17 protein-coding genes, 2 tRNA genes, 1 rRNA gene, 1 other RNA gene and 1 riboswitch are annotated in these 22,346 nt (G+C 30.0%); of the genes, 20 read left to right on the top strand and 1 reads right to left on the bottom strand.

What is annotated here, in order from left to right:
* Positions 1-39 precede the first annotated feature (39 nt).
* The 7 genes from P690_RS0102070 to P690_RS0102045 all read left to right on the top strand — a co-directional run bounded on the left by P690_RS0102070 (position 40) and on the right by P690_RS0102045 (position 10,840).
* Positions 40-3,048 (top strand): P116 family lipid acquisition surface protein, encoded by a 3,009-nt coding sequence (locus P690_RS0102070; protein WP_027122135.1) that lies wholly within the window; start codon positions 40-42, stop codon positions 3,046-3,048.
* Between the two features lie 112 nt (positions 3,049-3,160).
* On the top strand, positions 3,161-6,688 hold the full coding sequence (locus P690_RS0102065; RefSeq protein WP_027122134.1) for a P116 family lipid acquisition surface protein: 3,528 nt from the start codon (positions 3,161-3,163) through the stop codon (positions 6,686-6,688).
* A 67-nt stretch (positions 6,689-6,755) separates the two neighbouring features.
* Positions 6,756-8,234 (top strand): hypothetical protein, encoded by a 1,479-nt coding sequence (locus tag P690_RS03975; protein WP_051420961.1) that lies wholly within the window; start codon positions 6,756-6,758, stop codon positions 8,232-8,234.
* Positions 8,235-8,285: 51 nt separating this feature from the next.
* Positions 8,286-8,359 (top strand) — tRNA-Trp (locus tag P690_RS0102055).
* 65 nt (positions 8,360-8,424) lie between these two features.
* Positions 8,425-8,774, top strand: an RNA gene (gene rnpB / locus P690_RS04255) — RNase P RNA component class B.
* A 62-nt stretch (positions 8,775-8,836) separates the two neighbouring features.
* Positions 8,837-8,942, top strand: a riboswitch (TPP riboswitch).
* A gap of 48 nt (positions 8,943-8,990) precedes the next feature.
* On the top strand, positions 8,991-10,091 hold the full coding sequence (gene cypl / locus P690_RS0102050; RefSeq protein ID WP_027122133.1) for an ABC transporter thiamine pyrophosphate-binding lipoprotein p37/Cypl: 1,101 nt from the start codon (positions 8,991-8,993) through the stop codon (positions 10,089-10,091).
* Positions 10,091-10,840 carry an ATP-binding cassette domain-containing protein gene (locus P690_RS0102045; protein ID WP_027122132.1) on the top strand — a complete coding sequence of 250 codons (750 nt, stop codon included), beginning with the start codon at positions 10,091-10,093 and terminating at the stop codon, positions 10,838-10,840. The genes cypl and P690_RS0102045 overlap by 1 nt, the downstream gene beginning before the upstream one ends.
* 264 nt (positions 10,841-11,104) lie before the next feature.
* On the opposite strand, the gene P690_RS04510 is transcribed toward P690_RS0102045, so the two are convergent.
* A complete protein-coding gene (locus P690_RS04510; RefSeq protein WP_245576669.1) occupies positions 11,105-11,251 on the bottom strand; it encodes a hypothetical protein in 147 nt (48 codons plus the stop codon).
* 172 nt (positions 11,252-11,423) lie between these two features.
* On the opposite strand from P690_RS04510, the gene P690_RS04505 reads away from it, so the two are divergent.
* The 13 genes from P690_RS04505 to P690_RS0101985 all read left to right on the top strand — a co-directional run.
* The gene (locus tag P690_RS04505; RefSeq protein WP_245576668.1) at positions 11,424-12,422 is read left to right on the top strand and encodes a hypothetical protein; all 999 of its coding nucleotides are present in this window, start codon (positions 11,424-11,426) and stop codon (positions 12,420-12,422) included.
* A 12-nt stretch (positions 12,423-12,434) separates the two neighbouring features.
* On the top strand, positions 12,435-12,572 hold the full coding sequence (locus tag P690_RS04425) for a hypothetical protein (RefSeq protein WP_169729881.1): 138 nt from the start codon (positions 12,435-12,437) through the stop codon (positions 12,570-12,572).
* 3 nt (positions 12,573-12,575) lie between these two features.
* Positions 12,576-14,000, top strand: a complete 1,425-nt coding sequence (proS, locus tag P690_RS0102035; RefSeq protein WP_027122130.1) for a proline--tRNA ligase — start codon at positions 12,576-12,578, stop codon at positions 13,998-14,000.
* Positions 14,001-14,307: 307 nt separating this feature from the next.
* Positions 14,308-14,634, top strand: a complete 327-nt coding sequence (locus P690_RS0102030) for an MG284/MPN403 family protein (RefSeq protein ID WP_027122129.1) — start codon at positions 14,308-14,310, stop codon at positions 14,632-14,634.
* Between the two features lie 3 nt (positions 14,635-14,637).
* Positions 14,638-15,720, top strand: coding sequence for a DUF5443 family protein (locus tag P690_RS0102025; RefSeq protein ID WP_027122128.1), 1,083 nt, complete (start codon positions 14,638-14,640; stop codon positions 15,718-15,720).
* A complete protein-coding gene (locus tag P690_RS0102020; protein ID WP_027122127.1) occupies positions 15,720-16,319 on the top strand; it encodes a DUF5452 family protein in 600 nt (199 codons plus the stop codon). Before P690_RS0102025 ends, P690_RS0102020 begins: the two co-directional genes overlap by 1 nt.
* A 41-nt stretch (positions 16,320-16,360) precedes the next feature.
* Positions 16,361-16,600: a phosphopantetheine-binding protein gene (locus tag P690_RS0102015; protein WP_027122126.1), complete on the top strand. Its 240-nt coding sequence runs from the start codon at positions 16,361-16,363 to the stop codon at positions 16,598-16,600.
* Positions 16,599-16,673 (top strand) — tRNA-Trp (locus tag P690_RS0102010). The genes P690_RS0102015 and P690_RS0102010 overlap by 2 nt, the downstream gene beginning before the upstream one ends.
* 191 nt (positions 16,674-16,864) lie before the next feature.
* On the top strand, positions 16,865-18,049 hold the full coding sequence (tuf, locus tag P690_RS0102005; RefSeq protein ID WP_027122125.1) for an elongation factor Tu: 1,185 nt from the start codon (positions 16,865-16,867) through the stop codon (positions 18,047-18,049).
* 89 nt (positions 18,050-18,138) lie between these two features.
* Entirely contained in the window at positions 18,139-19,014 is an 876-nt protein-coding gene (locus tag P690_RS0102000) for a DegV family protein (RefSeq protein ID WP_027122124.1), read from the top strand.
* Between the two features lie 2 nt (positions 19,015-19,016).
* Positions 19,017-19,652, top strand: coding sequence for a YtpR family tRNA-binding protein (gene ytpR, locus P690_RS0101995; RefSeq protein WP_027122123.1), 636 nt, complete (start codon positions 19,017-19,019; stop codon positions 19,650-19,652).
* Positions 19,636-21,384: an MATE family efflux transporter gene (locus P690_RS0101990; protein ID WP_027122122.1), complete on the top strand. Its 1,749-nt coding sequence runs from the start codon at positions 19,636-19,638 to the stop codon at positions 21,382-21,384. Before ytpR ends, P690_RS0101990 begins: the two co-directional genes overlap by 17 nt.
* A gap of 128 nt (positions 21,385-21,512) precedes the next feature.
* Positions 21,513-22,346, top strand: a 16S ribosomal RNA gene (locus tag P690_RS0101985); the annotation flags it as partial.

Here is a 22,346-nt window from a genome sequence, read left to right as displayed (position 1 = left end):
TATAATTAAAGCTATTAATAATTTGATGAAGTTTTATTAATGAAGAAAAAAACAAAGCTAATCCTGACTTTTGGTCTTAGCTTGTCTTTAATTGGTACAGTCGCAGCTGGAACCGGGGTAACCCTTTATCAAAGACAACTGAAAAACCAAAAAGGAGAGATTGAAAACCCTAGTGTACCCAATAGACCAAATCCTGGATCTGGTCAAAATGAAGGGTCTGGAACACTAGACGATCAAATTGCACATGAAGCTGAATTCAAAGCTGTAGCTAGCACTGATTCTGCATTAGCATTAATCAATAAAGCTAATTTAGAAAATAATGCAAACTTGTATTTAGCTAGTCATTCAATTCAACCGCAATTAAATAGTTTAGTAGCTAGAAAAGTTAATGATTCGAACAACCAGATTATTGAATCAGACGTTTCAAGCTATATAATCAGTTTATACGAACGCAATAACAAAATGTTTAGTTTTATTAAAGACAAACTAAATGTAAGTAGTTATAACAGCTCTGATTTCTTATCAATCTCAATTGATGCAGCTTATTTAATTAAAAACGACGCTGATCAACCTAAAGACTTATGAATCAATGACCGTAAGTTTACTATTAATTCCAAAACAACATTAGAATTATCGTTATATACAGATAAAAACCCAGCCTTTTTAAAGAAAGCTAGTGTTTTCTTAAATGATAATAATGAACTAAATTGATCAGTTGATACACTTTATTTCAATCTAAAATCACTTGATGGTGGTTATAGTAAAAGTTGATCATTAAATGACTTTGTTTTCAACCCAACTTCTTCAGCACTAAATGCTCACGTAACTCATGTTAAACCTGGTTATTCAGAGTATGATGCTATTACTAACTTTGTAGGCAATAACAAACTATTAAATAATAGTCTTAACCAATCAGTAATCAAAGATTCATTAAGACGTAACTTCGAAGATAAATTTAATCTGGCTAAAAAATACGCAGGTTATATTTACCAATTTAGTAAGTGAGCAATCAATCATCGAACACAACCATTTAATTTAGCAAACTTTATTCAAGACAACGCTGATACTTTAAGTGAGATTGTAGTTTATGGGTTACAGCAGTTTTTTAATAACGATAAAGTCAATGCATTTAGACCTTTAATCTTTGATTTATTAACTTCTTCATCAACAAACGCTCAAGCTAAAACGATTTATCGAATTATCCTTGATTATAAAGATCAGATTATCAACTTTTTAAACGAAACTAAGTTAGTTGATATATCACCTTATCAAACATTAATTGATAACTTCTTTAATTCGATTGATCGATCAGATCCTGTTAAGGCCGAAATGGAATTTAGGGATAAGATTGTTGAGTTTATTCCAACGATTAAAGAATTAGTTAAAGAAGATAGTCCTTTCTATCCTTATATTCAATTAGTAACTAAGATCTTAGAAACTCCAAAACCTTACTTTGTCGATTCGATTATTAAAGATCCGACTGTTTTACAAGTAATTTTAAACTTTGCATACGATAGCTTAATCCCTTCATTAGATGGACCAATTAAAGATATGATCGTTGCAAATAAAGACGCAATCTTTTCGTTCTTAATGAATAATAACCAAATATCATTTAACGATATCTTGATTCGGTTATTTATTGATGATTTTAAATCAATTTTTGCACTATTAAAAACGTTTAATATCACCTTTAATTTCACTGACCCAATTAGTAAGTTCTTTTTTAACACCTTCTTTTATAACAATAATTTAGTTAAAGGGCTTATTGGTCTTGAAAGTGTGGTTTCTGTTGTAAGTGATCTACTAGAATTAATCAGTCCCCAAAATTTAGCAAAGATCACTTTAACTCCATTAAATACAAACCAAAGCAATAATATTCAGTTGCTTTCAACTGACGATGAATTAAAGATTGCTAACTTGGATTATGGTTATTTATTAAATATTAATCATATTGCGATTAAAAATTCGACGATCAGAAAACTAATAAATCTGATTCCACCATTTTTAAATGCTCAAACAATTTTAAACCAGTTTATCACGGATAAAAGTTTAAACACAGCAGTTGATCAAGCTGTAGAAGAAGCTAAAAAAATCAATGGTGCTGGTGTTACCATCTATGGAATTAATAACTTTAAAAGTGAAGTTATTCGTAACCTAAGAGTTTTCTTAGCGCAGATTGGTAATGTTAATGTTAAACAGTTTATTACTGAAATGATCTTTGGTACATTAAACTTTAATGATCAACAAGATTTTATTAATCTTAACGGATCAATTCGAATTTCAATTAAAGGTAATAATATTCAAGTTTTACCTTATTATGATCAGGTTGGTAATCAAACGATCTTTAATTACCAACTGCTTGGAATTGCAAAAGAAGTCGATTTATCAAACCTAGTGAATAATTCGCAATTACTAGTTCAAACTTACCAAAACCCTAGACCATTAATTCCTTATCAAGATCTATCAAAAAAGATCTTTAACTTAACACGATCGTTCTATAATTCATTAAAAGAAACTTTAGATACTCAACCCATTCGAATTATTGATAACTTACCATTAACTTTTAGTAAAAATATCATTCTTGATAACAAAAACCAAAAATACCGCGTGGTTAAAAATGCTTATGATCCAAGGTTGGTAATTCGTGATCTAACTACAATCAAAGGTTTAGAAATCACTAAAGAAGATGCAACAAGCAACTGAATAGTATCAGATAATCATCAGATTATCGTTGATTCAAAATTATTAAATAAGTTTAATAATTTAATCCAACCAATCGGTATTCCGTCTCGTTATCTTACTCAAGCAATTCGCCCGTTTAGCACTGGTGAATTAAAAGGTAAATTATCAGTTGATTTCAGTTTAATGGTGACATTTATTAATGTTCCAATTCCGATAACTGTTAACTTATCAATGGAAGAACGAATTTTGGGTTATGATCTATTGGTACCATATGATGTTGCTAATGATAGTGATCCAAATAATGTAACGTTTACAAATAAAGCCTCAAAACACTGACAAAATACGATCTTTAAATTTGGAACTTAATCATTTAAGATTCAATATAGATTAATCATCAGTTTGTTTTAAACAAAAAACAAATTATAATAATCAGATAATCGACGTTAGGTATTCTAATTGATAAAAAACAACTAAAGATATGAACAAAAACAAGAAAAACGACAATTTAAAGAATCCGCTTGTTAGAACTAAGGGAATTGATTTAGATGATTTTTTATCTGAAGAAATTGACGTTTTAGATAAGTTTGAAGAAGACAAAACACAAACTCAGCCGCTTTGATTAGAAGATAGAAAAATTAAGAAAACTAGTAGGATAACTAGTGAGATAACTAGTGAAATTTCAAATCGTAAAAAAAGCGAAGAAAAACCTAAAACTAAGAAAAAAAAGATCGCAATTACCGATCCTAGAATTTTAAAAAGACGCTCACGCTTTTTAACGATTGGTGTAAGTTTGATAGGATTTGGGATAACTGGTCCATTATTATCTTTTGCAATTTTAAGTCAGATCGATAAAAAGGGTGATGACGTAAGACTAAGGGATAAAAAGGACGATCCGCTAATCAACAATTTACAACCTGCACTACCAACATTTGCTCAAGATAATAGTTTACCTAAATTCTATAACTCATATCTGGTTAATAAACAAAGCGAGATTAATGGTGTTGAGTTAAGCAATCAAACTACACTTAACAACTTACCAATTGCATCATACGTGATTCATAGTAAGTTAGTAAAATTATTAACTCAACAAATCCAATTTAACTATTCTTGATTGTATTCAGATATCGCTTATTTATTGCGTAGAACTTATGATGATAATAAACAATCATTTTTTCCGTTAAGCACCGCGAATGTTTCAATCACCAAATCATCTGATAACAATCCATTACACGTTTATCTAAAAGCTGATTTTGCTTTTAGAAACGAAACCGATCAACCGCAAACATTTGTTTTCAAATACTTTGATCAAAGATATGAAAAACAAGTTGATCCTAAAGGAACATTAACATTAAAATTCACATCACAAAGTTCTGCTAATAATGTCGATCCATTAAAAGATCCCAACTATATTGGATCTATAGATCCAGTAAATCTAAATCCTGGATTTGGTTATCTTAATGCAATTGTTACTAAAGATATTTATCACAGTTATTATTTAAACTGAAGTGTATCTAATTTAGAACTATCAATGAATGATAGTAGTTATCAGTTTAATAATTTTATCTTTAATAACAATGTTCCATCAATGAACATCTTATTAAAGAAGACGTTGCCAGGGAAAAATCCTTATGAAGCAGCTAATGATTTAGTGGGCCAAAACAAATTGTTAAACCGCGATTTAACTCCGCAACAGATTTCAAGAAACTTAAAGTCATTCTTTAGTAATGAGTTCTATTCGCAGATTGAATGATTCAACCTAATTCATGACGTTTTAAAATGGTTAATTGATAACGATGGTACGAATAAAAAGTTGTACCAAGTTTTATCTGATAATGCTGCGGTTTTTGCGAAATTATTTAGTTACAACTTTACTAAACTAAATATTAATTATGCTGATCAAAAGAATGCAATTTTGAAGTTAATTACTGACGCATTATCATCAAATACAAGTATTCCAAACGCCAAGAACGTTTATGAAGTTTTGTATGACAACATTGATGCTTTTAAGTTAATTCTTAATACCTATTTCTTTGACATATCAGCTTATAATAATATTATTGACTCATTAACTAAAGATGTACATTCTGCTTTTGATTTTTATCAAAGATTGTATGAGTCAATGCCGATCTTAAGAAAGATCATTACTAATTTCCCCACAAAAGTTAAGTACTTTGATATCATCCAAAGACTTTTAGGTTATTTAGATGATGCTGGTAATCTAATTCCGATTCCTGAGTTTAACACTTACCTAATTAATACGATCTTTGAATCAAAACGATTATTAAATGATATTTATGATCAATTATTAAATATTACTAACAGTAGTTTTGATACAATAACCACAAGTAATGGTGCTGATGGCCAAACATGAAGTGGTTTTACGCCGTTATTTAACTTCTTGTTTATTCAAAACCGTCAAACGATTGTAAACTTATTAACTCAATCAACGAATTATTTTGACGATCTGATTACGTTGTTTAGTGCAAACAACTTTAATTTCTTATTTTCATTGTTGCAAATAATTGGAATTAACGTTCGAAGTTTAGATCCGTTCATTCGAACTGCATTAGATCTAATCTTTTTAAGAAACCCAGAAGTATTATCGCGTGATAGTTTAAAAACTAAAATAGTTAATCTATTTAATTGAATCGTAAGAGTGCTAGATCCAGGTAATGTTAACCGGATTAAGTTTGGTCTATATAACCCTGAAAATTTTGATAATCTAATCTTAACTCAATCGCCAACATCTCTGAAAGTTGAAAGATTAGATTTAGGTTTTAAATTCGATATCCAAGGACTAGATATTCCTTATGGATTATTAGGTGCTTTATTTGATTTCTTGCCTAATATTAAGATTATTGATTTTATCAAATATATTGTTGATGATCAAAGATATGCTGAATTAAAAGAAAAGGGATATCAACAAGCGATTAATGAAGGATATAGTAGTCTGTTAAAAACTGCTGGAATCTTATCGTTCCAATGGGCTGGTGATCCTGCATGAAACCACTTTTCAAACTTATTTGATGATATTTGAAAAAACCGAATCTTAAAAGGGATATCTGATAATAACCGCACAATTAGAGATCTTGCTAATGAAATCTTCAGCGGTACTAACAATACAAACCCTCACAGATCAATTGCAACAATTAATGGAACTGGTTATTTTAAATGATCCGGGGATAATGTTGATATCTTACCGTATTTTAAAATCTTACCTTCGAACACTAATCAAACTCAGATAGCTTATCAACTATACAATGTTGATGAGGAAAAAGATTTTAGCGACATTTATCACAACTCAGTGTTGCGTTTCCCGCAATATTCTTATCAAGCTCCTTCAATTCCGTTTAGTGATTTATCTAAAAAGATCTATCAATCGATCTATGGTGTAATTGATCAGACCTTAAATTTTTCGCTTAATCGCAAGTATAAAACAAAAACAAGAATTGTTTTACCTGGTGATGATGGAACTAAAACTAATCTGATCTTACAAGAATACAATCCATATGAAAACGTCGCATTATTTACGTATAATGCGAACCAATCGATCACTAACCTTTATGATCAGATGAGTGAGCAAGTTAAACGCAGAATCCGCGATCAGATCTTAAGAATTACAGATCGTAGATCGCGCATTAAAGGTGTGGATCGTGATACGAAAACTTTAGAAACTTCATTACTTCCACAGTCATTAAGACAACTTGATGGTTACATTCAAGTTAAAGGTGTAGATCCAAAATTAATTATTCGCACCAACTGGTCAATGAGCACGATTTCAGATAGAGTTCCATTAAACCTAAGAACACAAGTTAGATTTGGAGCAATTTCTAAAACCGTGCCAATTAATTTATCTTATGAAACGTTCTTAACTGCATTTAGTTATCAAGTTTTAGTGCCTTATCCAATTCTTGAGGTCTCAAACCCAAACAATCCAATGTTTAAACTAAAAGAAGAGATAAATCACTTAGTATTTAGCTTGGAGTTATTTGGGGCTGGTGAATAGAATTTAAAATAAGATATAATAATATAAATAAGTATAGTTACTTACGGTATTCTAAATAAAGATACAGATGACACCATATCAAAAAGAAATGTTTGAATATGATGATAACAGTTTTGTTGATCCGCTTTTTCAGAATGGTAAAGATAACCCTTTTGATGATGGTGAACAAAATGATTTTGGCTTTGACACAAGAACCAACCGGATCAAAAAGAACATTAATTATGATGAACACGATCTGAAAACTTTAGATCTTAACCGCAATAAGAACAAACATTTTGAAAAACTAGTTCAATCTACAAAGACTTACAACTTTATTGCGATCTGATTAAACCTAGTTTTTTTAATTACATTTGTTTTAGCGATTGTATTCTTTTATTTAAATAAGTTTAGTTTTCAGCGATCAGAATCAACTTATGTGTCAGTTAATTTATTTTTAACAATCATATTTACCATAATCAGTTATCTGATTAGTATTATTTTGTATAGCTTTGTTAAAATGCATAACAAAAGTTTGAAAGGGATATTAACCGAAAAAACCTTATCTTATTATTCATTATTTAAAAAAGCTTATGTATCTTACTTCTTAATTGGTTGGATTCCGATGTTGGGATTGTTTATTGGTGTGGGATTACATATCTCATTACAAAATCTAGATGAATCTGATGTTAAGGATAATAACCTTTGGTATCAAGAATCGATCAGCGATCTGTTGATTGATATTGATGGTTATGAAAATAGTTACCGCGAATTAGAGTCAAAAAAATTATTATTTGATCAGGAATTGCAAAGACTTAATTACGAAAAGCAATTGCTTAATGCAAGAAAAAATGAGATAGCAATTATTCAATCACCAAGTCGGTTACCTAATTTTAGAAACTCTAAACAGTTGGTAAATTATGTAGAGAACTCTTCATTATTATCGGCATCATTAGTTGAGCAAGTAAAATCAGCAATTACCCAACTAAGAGAAGAACGAAGAAAACTAAGAAGAGAAAATCGTAGACTGCGAGCTTTATTAGCTCGGGCTAATAAAATTGAAGAACAACCATTAATGTTAACTTCATCTTCAAATCTTTTTACTGAGCGGGTTGATGATGATTTCATTAAGTTATCGACTAAACAACGTAAGAATGAATTATTAGCCTTAGATAAGCTTAATGATCGAATCGATTGATTAACTGAAGAAGAAGATCGCAGCAGTCGTGCAATTATTCAGATCGGTCAAACAAAAAAAGAAAGTGCGCACAAAACTAAATCTAATGCACCAGTAATTGTTAAGAGGAACAACAAACCAGAATTTAAAATTAATCTAATTAGTAGTAAAAAAGATCACGATAGTGAATCACAACATAAAGACAAAGAATTAACAAAACAAAACGATCTATTGAATTTTGTTAATTCAATGTATTCTTCGCAATCCACTTTGAGTTTTGATAACTTATTTAATGAAGCTGATGATACAACTGAAGCTGATGATAAATCAGAAAGTTCTGACAAACCAAGAACAATTAAAGTTAAGTTATCAATCCAAAAGAAAGTAAATTAAAACCCTAATTCTGTTAAAAAAGTAAAGATTAGCTAATTATTTACTTTTTATAGGGGTGTAGTTCAATGGTAGAACTATGGTCTCCAAAACCTTCGATGCGGGTTCGATTCCTGTCACCCCTGCCATTAAAAACATATATTAATTAATCTTGACATGAATTATCTGTCAAGATTTTTTTATATAATCTAAATGCTGCAGTTGGTTGCTGTTTTATTTAAAGCAGAGGAAAGTCCATGCTCGCACAAGCTGTGATGCTTGTAGTGTTTGTGTAAATAGATAAAAGATAAAATTTAGCACATTAGAATTAGTGTGACGGCGGAAATCTTGCTAAATTGTTAATTCGACATGCAAGGATTTCCATAACGTGCCACAGAGACGAGTTGATTTCGAAAGAATCAATATGAAACGCGGTAAACCCCTCAAGCGAGAAACCTAAATTTGGTAAGGGAACTAATAAACAAGAACTAGAATTGTTTAGAAGAATAAAACTCACGTTTTATTAGATAAATAACCAACCCCGACAGAACATGGCTTATCGCAGCAAATAATCGATCTTACCAGTGTTAATTGGTAGGATTTTTTTATGTGAATGATATAATAAAATCAAATAACAGAGGTACCTCTTTTATCTTTGATAAAAGAAGTTGAGAAACACTCTTAATAGCTGATCTGGTTAACACCAGCGTAGCGAGTTATATACATTCTCACCAAAAGTGCCTCCTTATTTAAATTCAATTTTAAAGAGGAGTTTTTTTTATGTCTAAAACAATTAAAAAATTGTTTTTAATCACAAGTTCATTTTTATTATCTGGATCAATTTTATCATCATGTGGATATGCAAATAATCCCGATAAGTCAAAAACATTACAATTAAAAGTTGATCTAAAGATTGACCACGATTCAAATTCGGTAATGAATGACTACTTACAAAAGTTAAGTAAATTAGTAAGTGAAAAACTAAGTATGCCAGTAAACATAACATCAAGTTTAACGGCTGACGGTAATACAAGTATTGATCGAGTTAAGGCTAATTTAACTGATCTGGCTTTTGTTTCTTCATCATCAATTAAAAGCAACGATAAAGATTATATTCCAAAACTACAAACATTAACAAGAGCTTTTAAATTTGATAACGCACCCGACTTTTACGAATCTGGAAAATTGGATGAAAAAGCGGCAAAAACAAGCGAATTATTTAATGAAATACCTTACCGTAATTGAACTGATCAAAATCGTATGTGGGATGGAAATAAATATGAATATTTTTATGGTCCAGCCGACGACTTAATTAGTTTTTATCGTGGAATGATCTTAATTGGTGGCGATCAAGAAACCTTAACAAAAATTAAAGAAGCATGAACAACTAAAAATTGAGCTATGTTTTCTAGTTATGGTATCGGTGGGGGTAGGATGTCTTCTAATGGTCGTTATATTTATCCATTAAACTTGCTTAAAAAACACTTTGGTAATTCGAATCTAACAATAAATAATTATCAATCTATTAGAGGTAGAGATATTGGAGTAAATGCTAATATTCATATTGTTTTTGATGATATGAATTCTTTTGCATGAACTCAAAATAAAAATACGAATCGCCCAAATTATACTTTTGATCCTAATAACGCTAATTCAAAAGTGGAAATCTTATCATTTAGCGATCCTGCTTTATATGACATTGGTGTGTTTAATAAGAGATTGGATAACAATGTTATTAATGCTTTAAGCAATAGTATTGTTGAACTAGCGAAAAATAATGAAGATCCATATGGTCCAACTGTTGGCTACAACGGTTACCGTGTAATTGATAATGTTGACACCGAAGTGTACCAGTTTCAAGATAAAGCTAAGATAAATTAATGGAAAAAAATAATTATATTAAGTTTTCGGATGTTTCAATCAGACATAAAAAATATAAAGATTTTAGTGTTGATAACATAAATTTTGAATTACAAGGATCTGAGATTTTAATGTTAATTGGCAAATCTGGATCTGGTAAAACAACCTTATTAAATTCGATTACCAATAATAAATTAGTAGCAAATGGAGAGATCATTTTTAATAATCAAAATTTGGTAACTTTAAGTAAACATAAAATTAGAAAAATTGCTAAATTTTTCGGTTTTTTAGATCAAATTCCTAATTTAGTATCTGAAGATTATGTTTATGAAAACATAGCAAGAATTATTAAAAAAAGTTGATGCTATCAAATCTTTAATATAACACCGATTTCAGTGTTGAATAAGATTGAAGAAGTTTTGACTAAATTAAACTTATTGCAACACATGAATAAATTGATAAAAGATCTCTCAGGTGGTCAAAAGCAAAGAGTGGAAATTGCAAAAATATTCTTTCAAAAACCCAAATTATTACTAATCGACGAACCTACAACAGGTTTAGATTATTTAAATTCAGAGATAGTTATTAAAGAAATAAAAAAATTATCCAAACAGTTTAATGCTCCAGTAATTATTTCGATTCATGATTTAGAAATCGTTAAAAAATTTGCAGATAAAATTTTGATTATTCAAGAAAAAAAACCGATATTAATTGAAAATTCCGCTTCTTTAAATATTGATGAAATTAGAAGAAAGTATGAGACAGAATAATTTCTTTAAGTTTTTAAAAATTAACAAATTTACCGTACTTTTTACACTATTTTTAATTTTATCAATAGTTTCTTTTGTTGTTATTAAGTTTGGTATCAATGTTTATGGATGAAACGTTTTTAAAGATAACATTTCAAATTTTTTTGATCAATCTAAGGTTAATAAATTATTATTACTCATAAAGTCTTTGGAATACTTATGGATTACAATAAAATTTACCGTAACAGGAACTTTTATAGGTTTTGTTTTAGGTTGTTTCATTGGTTATTTATCATCTTTGCGAATAACAAATAGCATTACTGCATTTTTGATTAAACTAACAATAATCTTTTTTAGATCATTTCCTGTTGTTATATTTATTAACTTATTTAATACTTCGTTAAATTCAGATTTGTCTGCGATTATTATCATTGCATGATTTTCCATGCTATGAACTGCAAAATACATCGCTGATTATATTGAAAATAGTAAAGTTGAGCAATTTAAAAAGTTTATAAACCGTTCTCAAAATCACCTTAGTTCTTTTATAAACAACATATTTATCGACATTAAGTCGAAAATATTAGTTCTGTTTGCCTATTCATTGGAATCAAATTTTAGATGAACAACAATTTTATCTGCTGTAGGTTTAATAGGAATTGGACAATTAATTAACGATCCGATATCTATTGATAACGACTTTTCATCAACTTTAATACCACTTGTTGTGTTAATGATTTTCTTATTAATAAATGAAGGTTTATTATATTTATTTGAAACATACTTAATTTCTAGAAAATCTTACCCTAAAACTAAAAACTTAAACAAGATATTAATAGTGAAAATGTTAATTATTTATTTGATTTTCACTTTTATCATTGGATTTAGTTTATATTCATTATTATCAATTAGATTAAAAATTAATAATTTTGCTATTTTTACCGACTTTTTTAACAGATTATTTAACTTTAATAAAAGTTTTTTTGTAACAAGAACATTTAACGAAAATCCTATTTTAATGCTAGTAATTTTAACGCTACAATCATTACTTATTTTAGTTATAGTTTTTTTTCTTAGTTTAGTGTTTGCAACGTTATGTTCAAATCTTTTAAATAGATACGTATCATTGTTTTTTAAGTCGTTATTTTTAATCATAAGAACAATTCCTATAATTATCGTTTTTAGATTGTTTAACCCATTATTTAATTCTGGAGTTTCAACAATTGTTTTTATTGGATCATTTTATTTTGCTACTACATTAGCCAAAAAGGTTTATGTAATCATTAATTCAATAAACTGATCAGTGGTAACAAGTTTAAAAAACAAGCTTTATACAAATTTTCAAATATTAAGACTATATGTAATTCCTTCCATCAAAAAAGATTTGGTTACAGTTTATCAATTGGAGTTTGAATCGATTATTAGAACAATAATAACACTAGGTGCTTATGGAACATCTATTATAGGTCAATTACTAGATATTTATATTTATAGAGGCAACATTGAGAACTTAGGAAGTTATGTAATTACCATTATGCTATACTTCCAGTTAATAGATTTATTGTCGATAGCAATTAGATATAAAAAAAATTTTTTATACTAATTAGGTAATATAATGAAGAATAAAAAAGAAAAAAACGAAGTGTCAAATTACAAGAGGAACAAAATGATTCTTGCTGGAACGATCATTGTGATAATTTTAGTTATTATTATCATTTCAATCCTTTCAATCACCGTTTGACAAAAAAGATAATTTATGGCCTTTAAAAAAAATCTATCATCTTCCAAAGAAGACAATATTTCGGACTGATATACTGAAGTAATTAGCAAAGGAAATTTAATTCATTACTCAAATATTAAAGGATTTATGTCGTTTCTTCCTAATGGTTGAAAAATTTGGCAACAGATTAAAAAGGAACTGACTCAGGAATTTGATAAACGCGGAATTTTAGAGCTTTGCTTACCATCACTAATAAGTCAAAATGATTTCTTATTAGAAAAAAAACACCTAGAAGGATTCGCTCCCGAATTATTTATTGTTACCAAAACAAGCAATGAAAACGAAAAGTATGTTTTAAGACCCACATCTGAAATTGCTTTTTGTAATTTATGGCGTGAAACTTTAAGAAATTACCGTCAATTACCAATAAAACATAATCAGTGAACTAGTGTTTTTAGAGTCGAAAAAAACACTCGTCCTTTTCTACGGAATAGTGAATTCTTTTGACATGAAATTCACAGCTGTTTTGAAACAGAAGAACAATCTGAGGACTTTGCCGTAGATATTTGAAAGCTATATCAATCATTTATTAAAAATGTTTTATGCATTCCTTTAGTTGCTGGTGAAAAAACAGAAGCCGAAAAATTTGCCGGAGCCAAAACAACTTATACCGTTGAAACAATTATGCCAGATGGTCAAGCGTTACAAAGTGCTACATCACATAATTTATCTCAAAATTTTTCAAAGGCATTTGATATCAGATACCAAACAAAAAATAATGATTATCAAAATGTTTACAGTATGTCAGCTGGTATATCAACCAGAATTATTGGAGCAATAATCATGACTCACGGTGATGATGATGGTTTAGTGCTACCGACAAAAGTTGTTCCTTATCACATCTCATTGAACTGCATCTTTGATGATAATAATGAAGAATTAATCGCTAAATTAAAAGAATTATCTGACAAATATTCAGCAAAATACCGTGTTGACCTAAATCTTGTAAAAGATTCTACAGGAGAAATTATTAAGAATTCACAATTACGTGGTGATTGTTGTGTATTGTTAATGGGGCCAAATGATTTAAAGAAAAACGAAATCGTTTTCATTGATCGTATCTCAAAACAAAAACAATTCATCAATCTTGATAACCTAGATCAAAAGATCGAAGAATTGTTTAGTAGTTATGATCAAAAACTGTATGAAAAAGCCAAGACAGTTTTTGAATCTAAAATTGATTCAGCAAGAACTTTTGAAGAATTTGAAAAGAAAATTGCTGATGGCAAATTTGTTAAAGTCTTTTACTGTGATGAAGAAGCTTACGAAAAACAAATTAAAGAAAGGACTGGTGCGTCATCTCGATGCATTATTAAGCGTTTAGATGATAAAACTAATGAAAAATGTTTTATTTCTAATAAAAAAGCAAAAGTGGAAATCTATTTTGCGCGTTCTTACTAAAATTTTTATTTTTAAATCGTTCTTTCCGTATTAATATTTTTATAGTTAAATAATTACAAAAAATCAACTGTGATTATTTAAACTTTAAATAACTCATGTTTGATAAGAAATAACGCAAAATTAAGCAAAAATATCAGTTATAGTTAAATTGGATAATTATCAAATTATCCTTATATCTGTTCAAGCCACATGTTGCTTTTTTTTCATAAAACGAATTAAAGCTAAAATGACTGAAAATTTTTTTCATACTTTTACGAAAAAAACACATATCTTGAATAGACACAAACCTGAATAGGAGTAAAAGAATATGAACAGAAAAATTATAAATGATGCAAAAAAATACTTAGAGCGCTATGATTTCTATAGAAAACGCCTTGAAAATAAAAAAATTATCAAAAGCGTTTTTAATGATGACCTAAGTACTGATAATCAATCAGAAATGCAATCATACATTAATTTAATCGATTCAACACTTAAACAGCTTAAAGAAGATGAAATGAACATCCTTGTTGACGTTTTCTTAAAAAGGAAACACCGAAATGAATTTAATTATAGTCAGGCAAGTTTTTATCGATTGTTAAACAAAGCATGTTTTAGTTTGTTTTACTCTCTGGGAGTATATATTCCGAATTAATAGATGTTGATTAGCTATAATATCGATACCAATAACGATTCTAAACCGATCGTTATTAATAAAGAAGACTGATGATGAAGACTCAATCCGTTGCGCGACAAAAATGGAAGCATAATCTTTGATAAAAACGGTAATCCAATTTATTTTAGAGCGTTATTAAGTTTTCAAAATACATGATCTGATCAGAATAATATCCATCTGTACTTTGAGATCTTATTTGAAAATAATTCAACCTTACCTCCAAACATTATCCAAAGTAATGTTTTTATAGCTGGGAATGTTTATCCTTCGGTTTTTAGTGAAATAACTAATGAAGATAATGGCAACTATAAAAAGGCAATTATTAAAGTTAGTGTTCCGCTAGAAAAACTAACCAAAGAAAAATTTGAAGAAGGGGTAGATATACCTTTAGTTATCGATCTTTATTTACAACAAGATATCTTAGATGGTATTAGAGATTCATTAGAATCTAATGCGTTGAGATTATTGCTTGAGAACTTAAAAGATGCTAGATTAACTACTAAAATAAAGCTAAATAACTTTATTTTCTTTAGAGAAAGAATGGGTAACCGTAATATTAATACCGATTATGAAGATGAAAATAAAAAATTCATAAGTTGATATCAACCGAACTACAGTTTTTTAAGTAATTTAGATCAGATTAAAGATATTCTAACAATTAACGTTGATGCAGTAGTTACCGTTTTTAGTTCAAGAATTATCTTTGATTATTCGACGTCAGTTAATGGAGAATCAAAAACATTAACGATTGAAAATACCAATCAAATAACATACCCGCCAAATACTGATATTAAGTTTTCGCTTAATAGCAATTACATATATGATACAAGTGCAGATCAAGTGATAAATCGTGGGATTAACAATCACTACTTCTTTTTACCAAGGGGCGGAAATGGTTTGTACACAACACATGTTAGTTTGCTGATAAATAAGGTAAAATACGATCTTGAATCATCTAATTCGTTCGGATATTTTTCCTGATTAGACGATCAAAGTAAATTGGATTTTATTGATATTTTACCCAAAGTAATTAAATCAATAGGATCATATTCATTTGTTGAATAATGAATCGAATCTATAAAAAAATTACTATTGGATTACTTTCGTCTTTTTTGTTTTTTGGAACGATAGGTTTAGCAGTAGCTACATACTTTTCAAGTACTAAAACAACAAAGAAGAAAGATCCAAATATTGGTGAAAAATCTAGTACCGATCCTGATGATGATTTTAAGAATAGTTTATTACCGACTCTTAAAAAATATCCCCTAGAATACCAAGTTGATTCGACCAAATATTATTATTACTATCTTTCAATTCATCAATATCTTTATAAGATTAGTGAATTGGATGGTCTGATTAATTATCGCGATTATTTATACCAAAATAGTAATGATAAGCCATTCAGTGGGTTTGATTTGAATTTCTTCAAAAGAAATATTAAAAAATGAATCTATCAAGCTATCAGATCTACACGAATGTTTCGCAATAATAATGATGATATCTTTATCGATGTTGATTATTATATTGAGAATCCAAGTCGATCAATTAGTATTAACGTTGTTTGATCATTTAAAAAGCCGACAATTTATCAGAACAAGATGGTAAAATATTGAGATCAATTTGTCTTAAAAGTTAGAGATAAGTTAACCATTGATAATGAATAATTGTTATTTAAATTTTTAATTGATATACTTATAAGGCATTTATGGAAATTTTAAGCGTCATCAATAGTATTGCCAAAAAGAAAAAGATGGCAGTAACAGTAAATGAATCTAATATCAATAAAAGCTACAAAGAACTTGGTATTGATTCTTTAGATCTGTTTGATATTATTGTCGAATTAGAATCTGAATTCAATATTCAATTTTCTGATGATAAATTGATGAAGATAAAAACTATAAATGATCTAATACAATATATTAAAGAGCTTAAAAAACAGCCCTAGGGGTGTAGTTCAATGGTAGAACATCGGTCTTCAAAATCGAGTGTTGTGGGTTCGAGTCCTGTCACCCCTGCCATTAATTAACAATTTTATTTAAAAAAGACGCATGAAGCGTCTTTTTTAAAATTATTAGAACTTTTTATTAAAAAAAGCTATTTAATAATATAATATATAAGCAATTGCTATAATAATACATATAGCACTATAAGTAAACACGGTTCAAGACCGTTTCACTTTAGAAAATTTTTAAGGAGAAATATTTAAAAAATGGCAAAAGAAAGGTTCGATCGTAGTAAACCTCACGTTAATATTGGAACTATCGGTCATATTGACCACGGGAAGACTACATTAACCGCAGCAATTTGTACCGTGTTATCAAAAGCTGGTACATCTGAAGCAAAAAAATATGACGAAATTGACGCTGCACCAGAAGAAAAAGCACGTGGTATTACAATTAACACTGCACACGTAGAATACGCAACTCAAAACCGTCACTACGCTCACGTTGACTGTCCTGGTCACGCTGACTACGTTAAAAACATGATTACAGGTGCCGCTCAAATGGACGGTGGTATCTTAGTGGTTTCTGCGACTGATGGTCCAATGCCTCAAACTCGTGAACACATCCTATTAGCTCGCCAAGTTGGTGTTCCTAAAATGGTTGTATTCTTAAACAAATGTGACGTTGCTGACGATCCAGAAATGCAAGAATTAGTTGAAATGGAAGTTAGAGACCTTCTTAAATCTTACGGATTTGATGGTGATAACACTCCAATCATTAGAGGTTCAGCTTTAGGTGCTCTTAACGGTGAAGCTCAATGAGAAGAAAAAATTCATGAATTAATGAAAGCAGTGGATGATTACATTCCAACTCCTGATCGTGAAGTTGATAAACCATTTTTATTACCAATTGAAGACACTATGACAATTACTGGTCGTGGTACTGTTGTAACTGGTAGAGTTGAACGTGGTCAACTTAAGGTTGGTGAAGAAGTTGAAATCGTTGGTATTACTGACACTAGAAAAGTAGTAGTAACTGGTATCGAAATGTTCAGAAAAGAATTAGATGCTGCTATGGCTGGTGATAATGCTGGTATCTTACTTCGTGGTGTTGACCGTAAAGATGTACAACGTGGTCAAGTATTAGCAAAACCTGGTTCAATTACTCCACACAAAAAGTTCAGAGCTGAAATTTATGCACTTAAGAAAGATGAAGGTGGTCGTCACACAGCTTTCTTAAATGGTTACAGACCTCAATTCTACTTTAGAACTACTGACGTAACTGGTTCAATTCAATTAAAAGAAGGAACTGAAATGGTTATGCCTGGTGATAACACAGAAATTATTGTTGAATTAATTTCTTCAATCGCTTGTGAAAAAGGTTCTAAGTTCTCTATCCGTGAAGGTGGTAGAACTGTAGGTGCTGGTACAGTAGTAGAAGTACTTGAATAGTTTTATTTAAAAATTAAAAAAATTATAATGACTAAGGAACTATGTTCCTTAGTTTTGTTTGTAGATAATATTGTAAGGAAGTATTAATTTTGAAAAAGGTTGCATTTATCATCGATTCTTCAGCAAATATTTTAGCCGATGAATCAAAAGATATTTATTTAGTCCCATTAAGCATCATCGAGACTTATAATTCTGAAGAAAAGGTTTATAATGCCAGCACAGGTATTGATCTAGAGACGTTAAACGAAAAGATTAAAGCTGGCTCAAAATTTAAGACTTCACAATCATCTATTGGATTCTTGCATCAAACAGTGGAAGAATTAACTAAGAAATATGATTATGTGATTGGTTTTCCGATCTCTGAAAAACTTTCAAGTAATTATGCAACTTGAAAAAGTCTAGAGTCTGAATTCAAAGATAAATTTTTTGTTTTCAATCTTGGTTCTGTAGAGATTGGAATTGTATGATTCTTAGAATCAATTCGTGAATTCCTAAAAAATAAAAATAATGAATTAGATCCAAAAGAATTAGATGATTTCATTACAAAGAAAAAGAAAAATTTTGGTGGTGTTTTAGTAGTTTCGGATGTAAGTCAGTTAATTGCTGGCGGTCGTCTTAAAGGGTTCAAAGCAGTGTTTGTAAAAACTTTAAAGTTAAAACTATTAATAAGCATGATGCCAACTAATGGTGGTCTTGAATATTTTGACAAGACCAAAACTGATTTATCAGCTAAAAAAGGTTTAATCGATTTCTTAGATAAAAAAATTAATCTAAGAACTAAGAAGATAAAAAAAGCAGCAGTAGTAACTACAATCTTAGATGAAAAAGAAAGACAAAGAGTTGTTGACGAATTCCAAACATTATTAAAAGGAATTGTGACTGTTGAACAAACAATGTTTTCTCCAGTTATTGCAACTCATACTGGTTTTTCTAACTACGCTTTATTAGTTGAAATGGAAGATTAATTATGCAAGTAACTCTGTATTATTCTTTAGAAAATTTACAAGATACAATGATTGGATATCTTAAGGATCCAAACACAATCAGAAGTAAAAAACAATTTGGCAATATCATTTATTTTTATGATGAAAATGATCAAATTGTTAGCTTCAATATCTTAAATGTTTCGCAAGATCAGAAGTTATTTTCATTAATTAAAAACAACGGTTTAGTGTTTTTAAATGAAGATTTAAAAAAACACTTACTTAGTCAATATTTAACCGCATTTGAAAGTTTAGAATCTCCTTTTGTGATCGGGCAAGTAATTGAAGTTAATCCAATTCCTAATACTCACTTAAACCATTGTTTAGTTGATGTAGCTAAAGAACAACCGCTATCAATTGTTTGTGGTGGATCGAACGTATCAAAAGGAATTAAAGTTGTAGTTGTAAAGGTTGATGGCTTTATCAACACAGGGAAGCATATTAAAAGGTCGGAATTATTTAACCTTGAATCTAGTGGGATGATCTGTTCAGAAAACGAACTAGTTTTAACGAATATAGTAAATGACGATCGTCGAATTCTTGTGCTTGATGGCAGCGTAATTGTTGGTCAAGAATTCCAAACGAATAATACGCAGCAATCTTATGACTCTAAGTACTAGTAAACAAAAATTAGACAGCAAAAATGCTTTGAATGATCGTATAACTAAAAAATTTAACGATCGTCGGCTTTTTGTTGTTTTATTACGTTTTATCATCCCATCAATCCTAGTTTCATTTTTTGCAGCTTTATATATCTTTGTTGATCAGATTATGATCGTAAAGTTTGTTGCTAAATCTGATTTGAATCCAGACTCAATTTTTGACAATAACTACTTTAACTTTGTTGATGCTAAAGGTAATAGTTGAACATATCAAGATTATGTAACAGCATCAAATAATCTAAAGATCCCACCTTTTAATATCAATGATTTAATTAGAGCAGCAATTTCAATTTCTGCTCCAATAACCGTAATTATTAATGCTTTAACATTATTAATTACGATGGGATTAGCTAATCAATTCTCAAAAGCCTTGGGAAGAGGTGATGAAGAAAAGATTAAAGAAGTTTGAGCAACCGGCTTTATCACTAATGTCATAATGAGTATTGTTACTTCGATGATTATTGTTGGTGTAGCTAAAACTTGACTAACAAGTTCAGCTAACGGAACGATGAATAAACCTTTAGAATCAATTGATATTAATTCTAGAGATGGTTATATAGTTAGTGTCTTCTTTGCAAGATTTAGAGAACTGCAAGTTCAAAACGCAAGCAGTTATGTATATGTACTAGCAGGTTTATTTACGATCCAAACATTTAATCAGATGTATTTCTTATTAAACCAAGCTGAAGGTCGCCAATTATTCATTTCAATTATCCCGCCTCTTGCTAATGTAATTAATATCATTTTTGATTATCTATTAATTCGTTATACAAGCGCAGGTATTGCTGCTGCTGCATACGCAACGGTGATAGGGTGATCACTAAGTTGTTTAGCATATGTAACTTACAACATTATTCTGATAAAGAAAAAAGCAACCCATCTTGAATATCGCTATATTCTTAAGAAGGGTCACTTTAATTGAAACTATTTATATTTAATCTTTTTGATTGGTTTAGCAAGTTTCTTTAGAAATGCTGCCTTATCAATTTCAAATGGTGTTTTTCAAACTAATTTAGTAACAGTCACAGAGAAAATAGAACCAAACCTTCCGCCAAACTATTACCAATCCATCTTTGGTTCGGTCACGCCAATTAGTAATCTAATGCTGCAATCAGTTTGAGGTTTAATTAATGGTGGAAGATCATTATGTGGTTTCAAATTTGGTCAACGTAACTTTAAAGACATCACTAAAATTTACTGATACGTACCATTAATTGCTTTTTGTTATTCTTCGGTTGTTTATGTTTTATTTGGGTTTGGATTAAACAACGTCATTTTAATTCATTTATTCAATATTCATGGTGCTGACAATTTAACAATTGCTACTATCGTTTTACGAATAACGTTGGTGCAATCGATCTTTATTGCATTAAGTATGAATGCGCAATTATTATTCCAATCAACTCAAAGAATTGGTATGGCTTGATTATCATCATTAATGCAAGGATTATTTACATTTATTCCGGTATTCTTTACGATGTATGGTTTAGCAATTGCGCATAATAATATCTTCTTATATATATGAATTCAACCAATTAATGCGATCCTAACATGTCTTGGTAACTGAGCAATCTCAATTCCGTTTGCACACAAATATCGTGAATTTGTAAGTAAACGATTTGATATTGGAACAATGCTTAATCGTTACTTAAATAAAAGTAATAAAGTAAAAGTTGAAACAAAAAAATAATTTTTAAAAAAATATTCTCAAACTAAATCATTGTGTTATAATTTTAAAGGCTATCTCAGCTGGATAAACAAGATTCAGATAAATTAGTTAGCCATAAATGCTTCTTGAAAACTGAATAGAATCTGTCATTTTCTGAGAGTTTGATCCTGGCTCAGGATTAACGCTGGCGGCATGCCTAATACATGCAAGTCGATCGGATGTAGCAATACATTAGAGGCGAACGGGTGAGTAACACGTATCCAATCTGCCTTATAGTGGGGGATAACTAGTCGAAAGATTAGCTAATACCGCATAACAAGTTACCTATCGCATGAGAATAACTTTAAAGAAGCAACTGCTTCGCTATAAGATGAGGGTGCGGCATATCAGCTAGTTGGTGAGGGTAATGGCCCACCAAGGCGATGACGTGTAGTTATGCTGAGAGGTAGAATAACCACAATGGGACTGAGACACGGCCCATACTCCTACGGGAGGCAGCAGTAGGGAATTTTTCACAATGGACGAAAGTCTGATGGAGCAATGCCGCGTGAACGATGAAGGTCTTTTTAGATTGTAAAGTTCTTTTATTTGGGAAGAACAGTTAGTAGAGTGGAAAGCTACTAATTTGACTGTACCATTTGAATAAGTAACGACTAACTATGTGCCAGCAGTCGCGGTAATACATAGGTTGCAAGCGTTATCCGGATTTATTGGGCGTAAAACAAGCGCAGGCGGATTGGAAAGTCTGGTGTTAAAAGCAATTGCTTAACGATTGTATGCATTGGAAACTTCTAGTCTAGAGTTTGGTAGAGAGTCCTGGAACTCCATGTGGAGCGGTGAAATGCGTAGATATATGGAAGAACACCAGAGGCGAAGGCGAGGACTTGGGCCAATACTGACGCTTAGGCTTGAAAGTGTGGGGAGCAAATAGGATTAGATACCCTAGTAGTCCACACTGTAAACGATGGATGTTAAGTGTCGGA

Origin of the sequence: Mycoplasma imitans ATCC 51306, from assembly GCF_000518305.1 — a bacterium.
Lineage (GTDB): Bacteria > Bacillota_I > Bacilli_A > Mycoplasmatales > Mycoplasmoidaceae > Mycoplasmoides > Mycoplasmoides imitans.
Note: the sequence above shows the minus strand (reverse complement) of the source record. Positions and strands in the feature narration are given on the sequence as shown.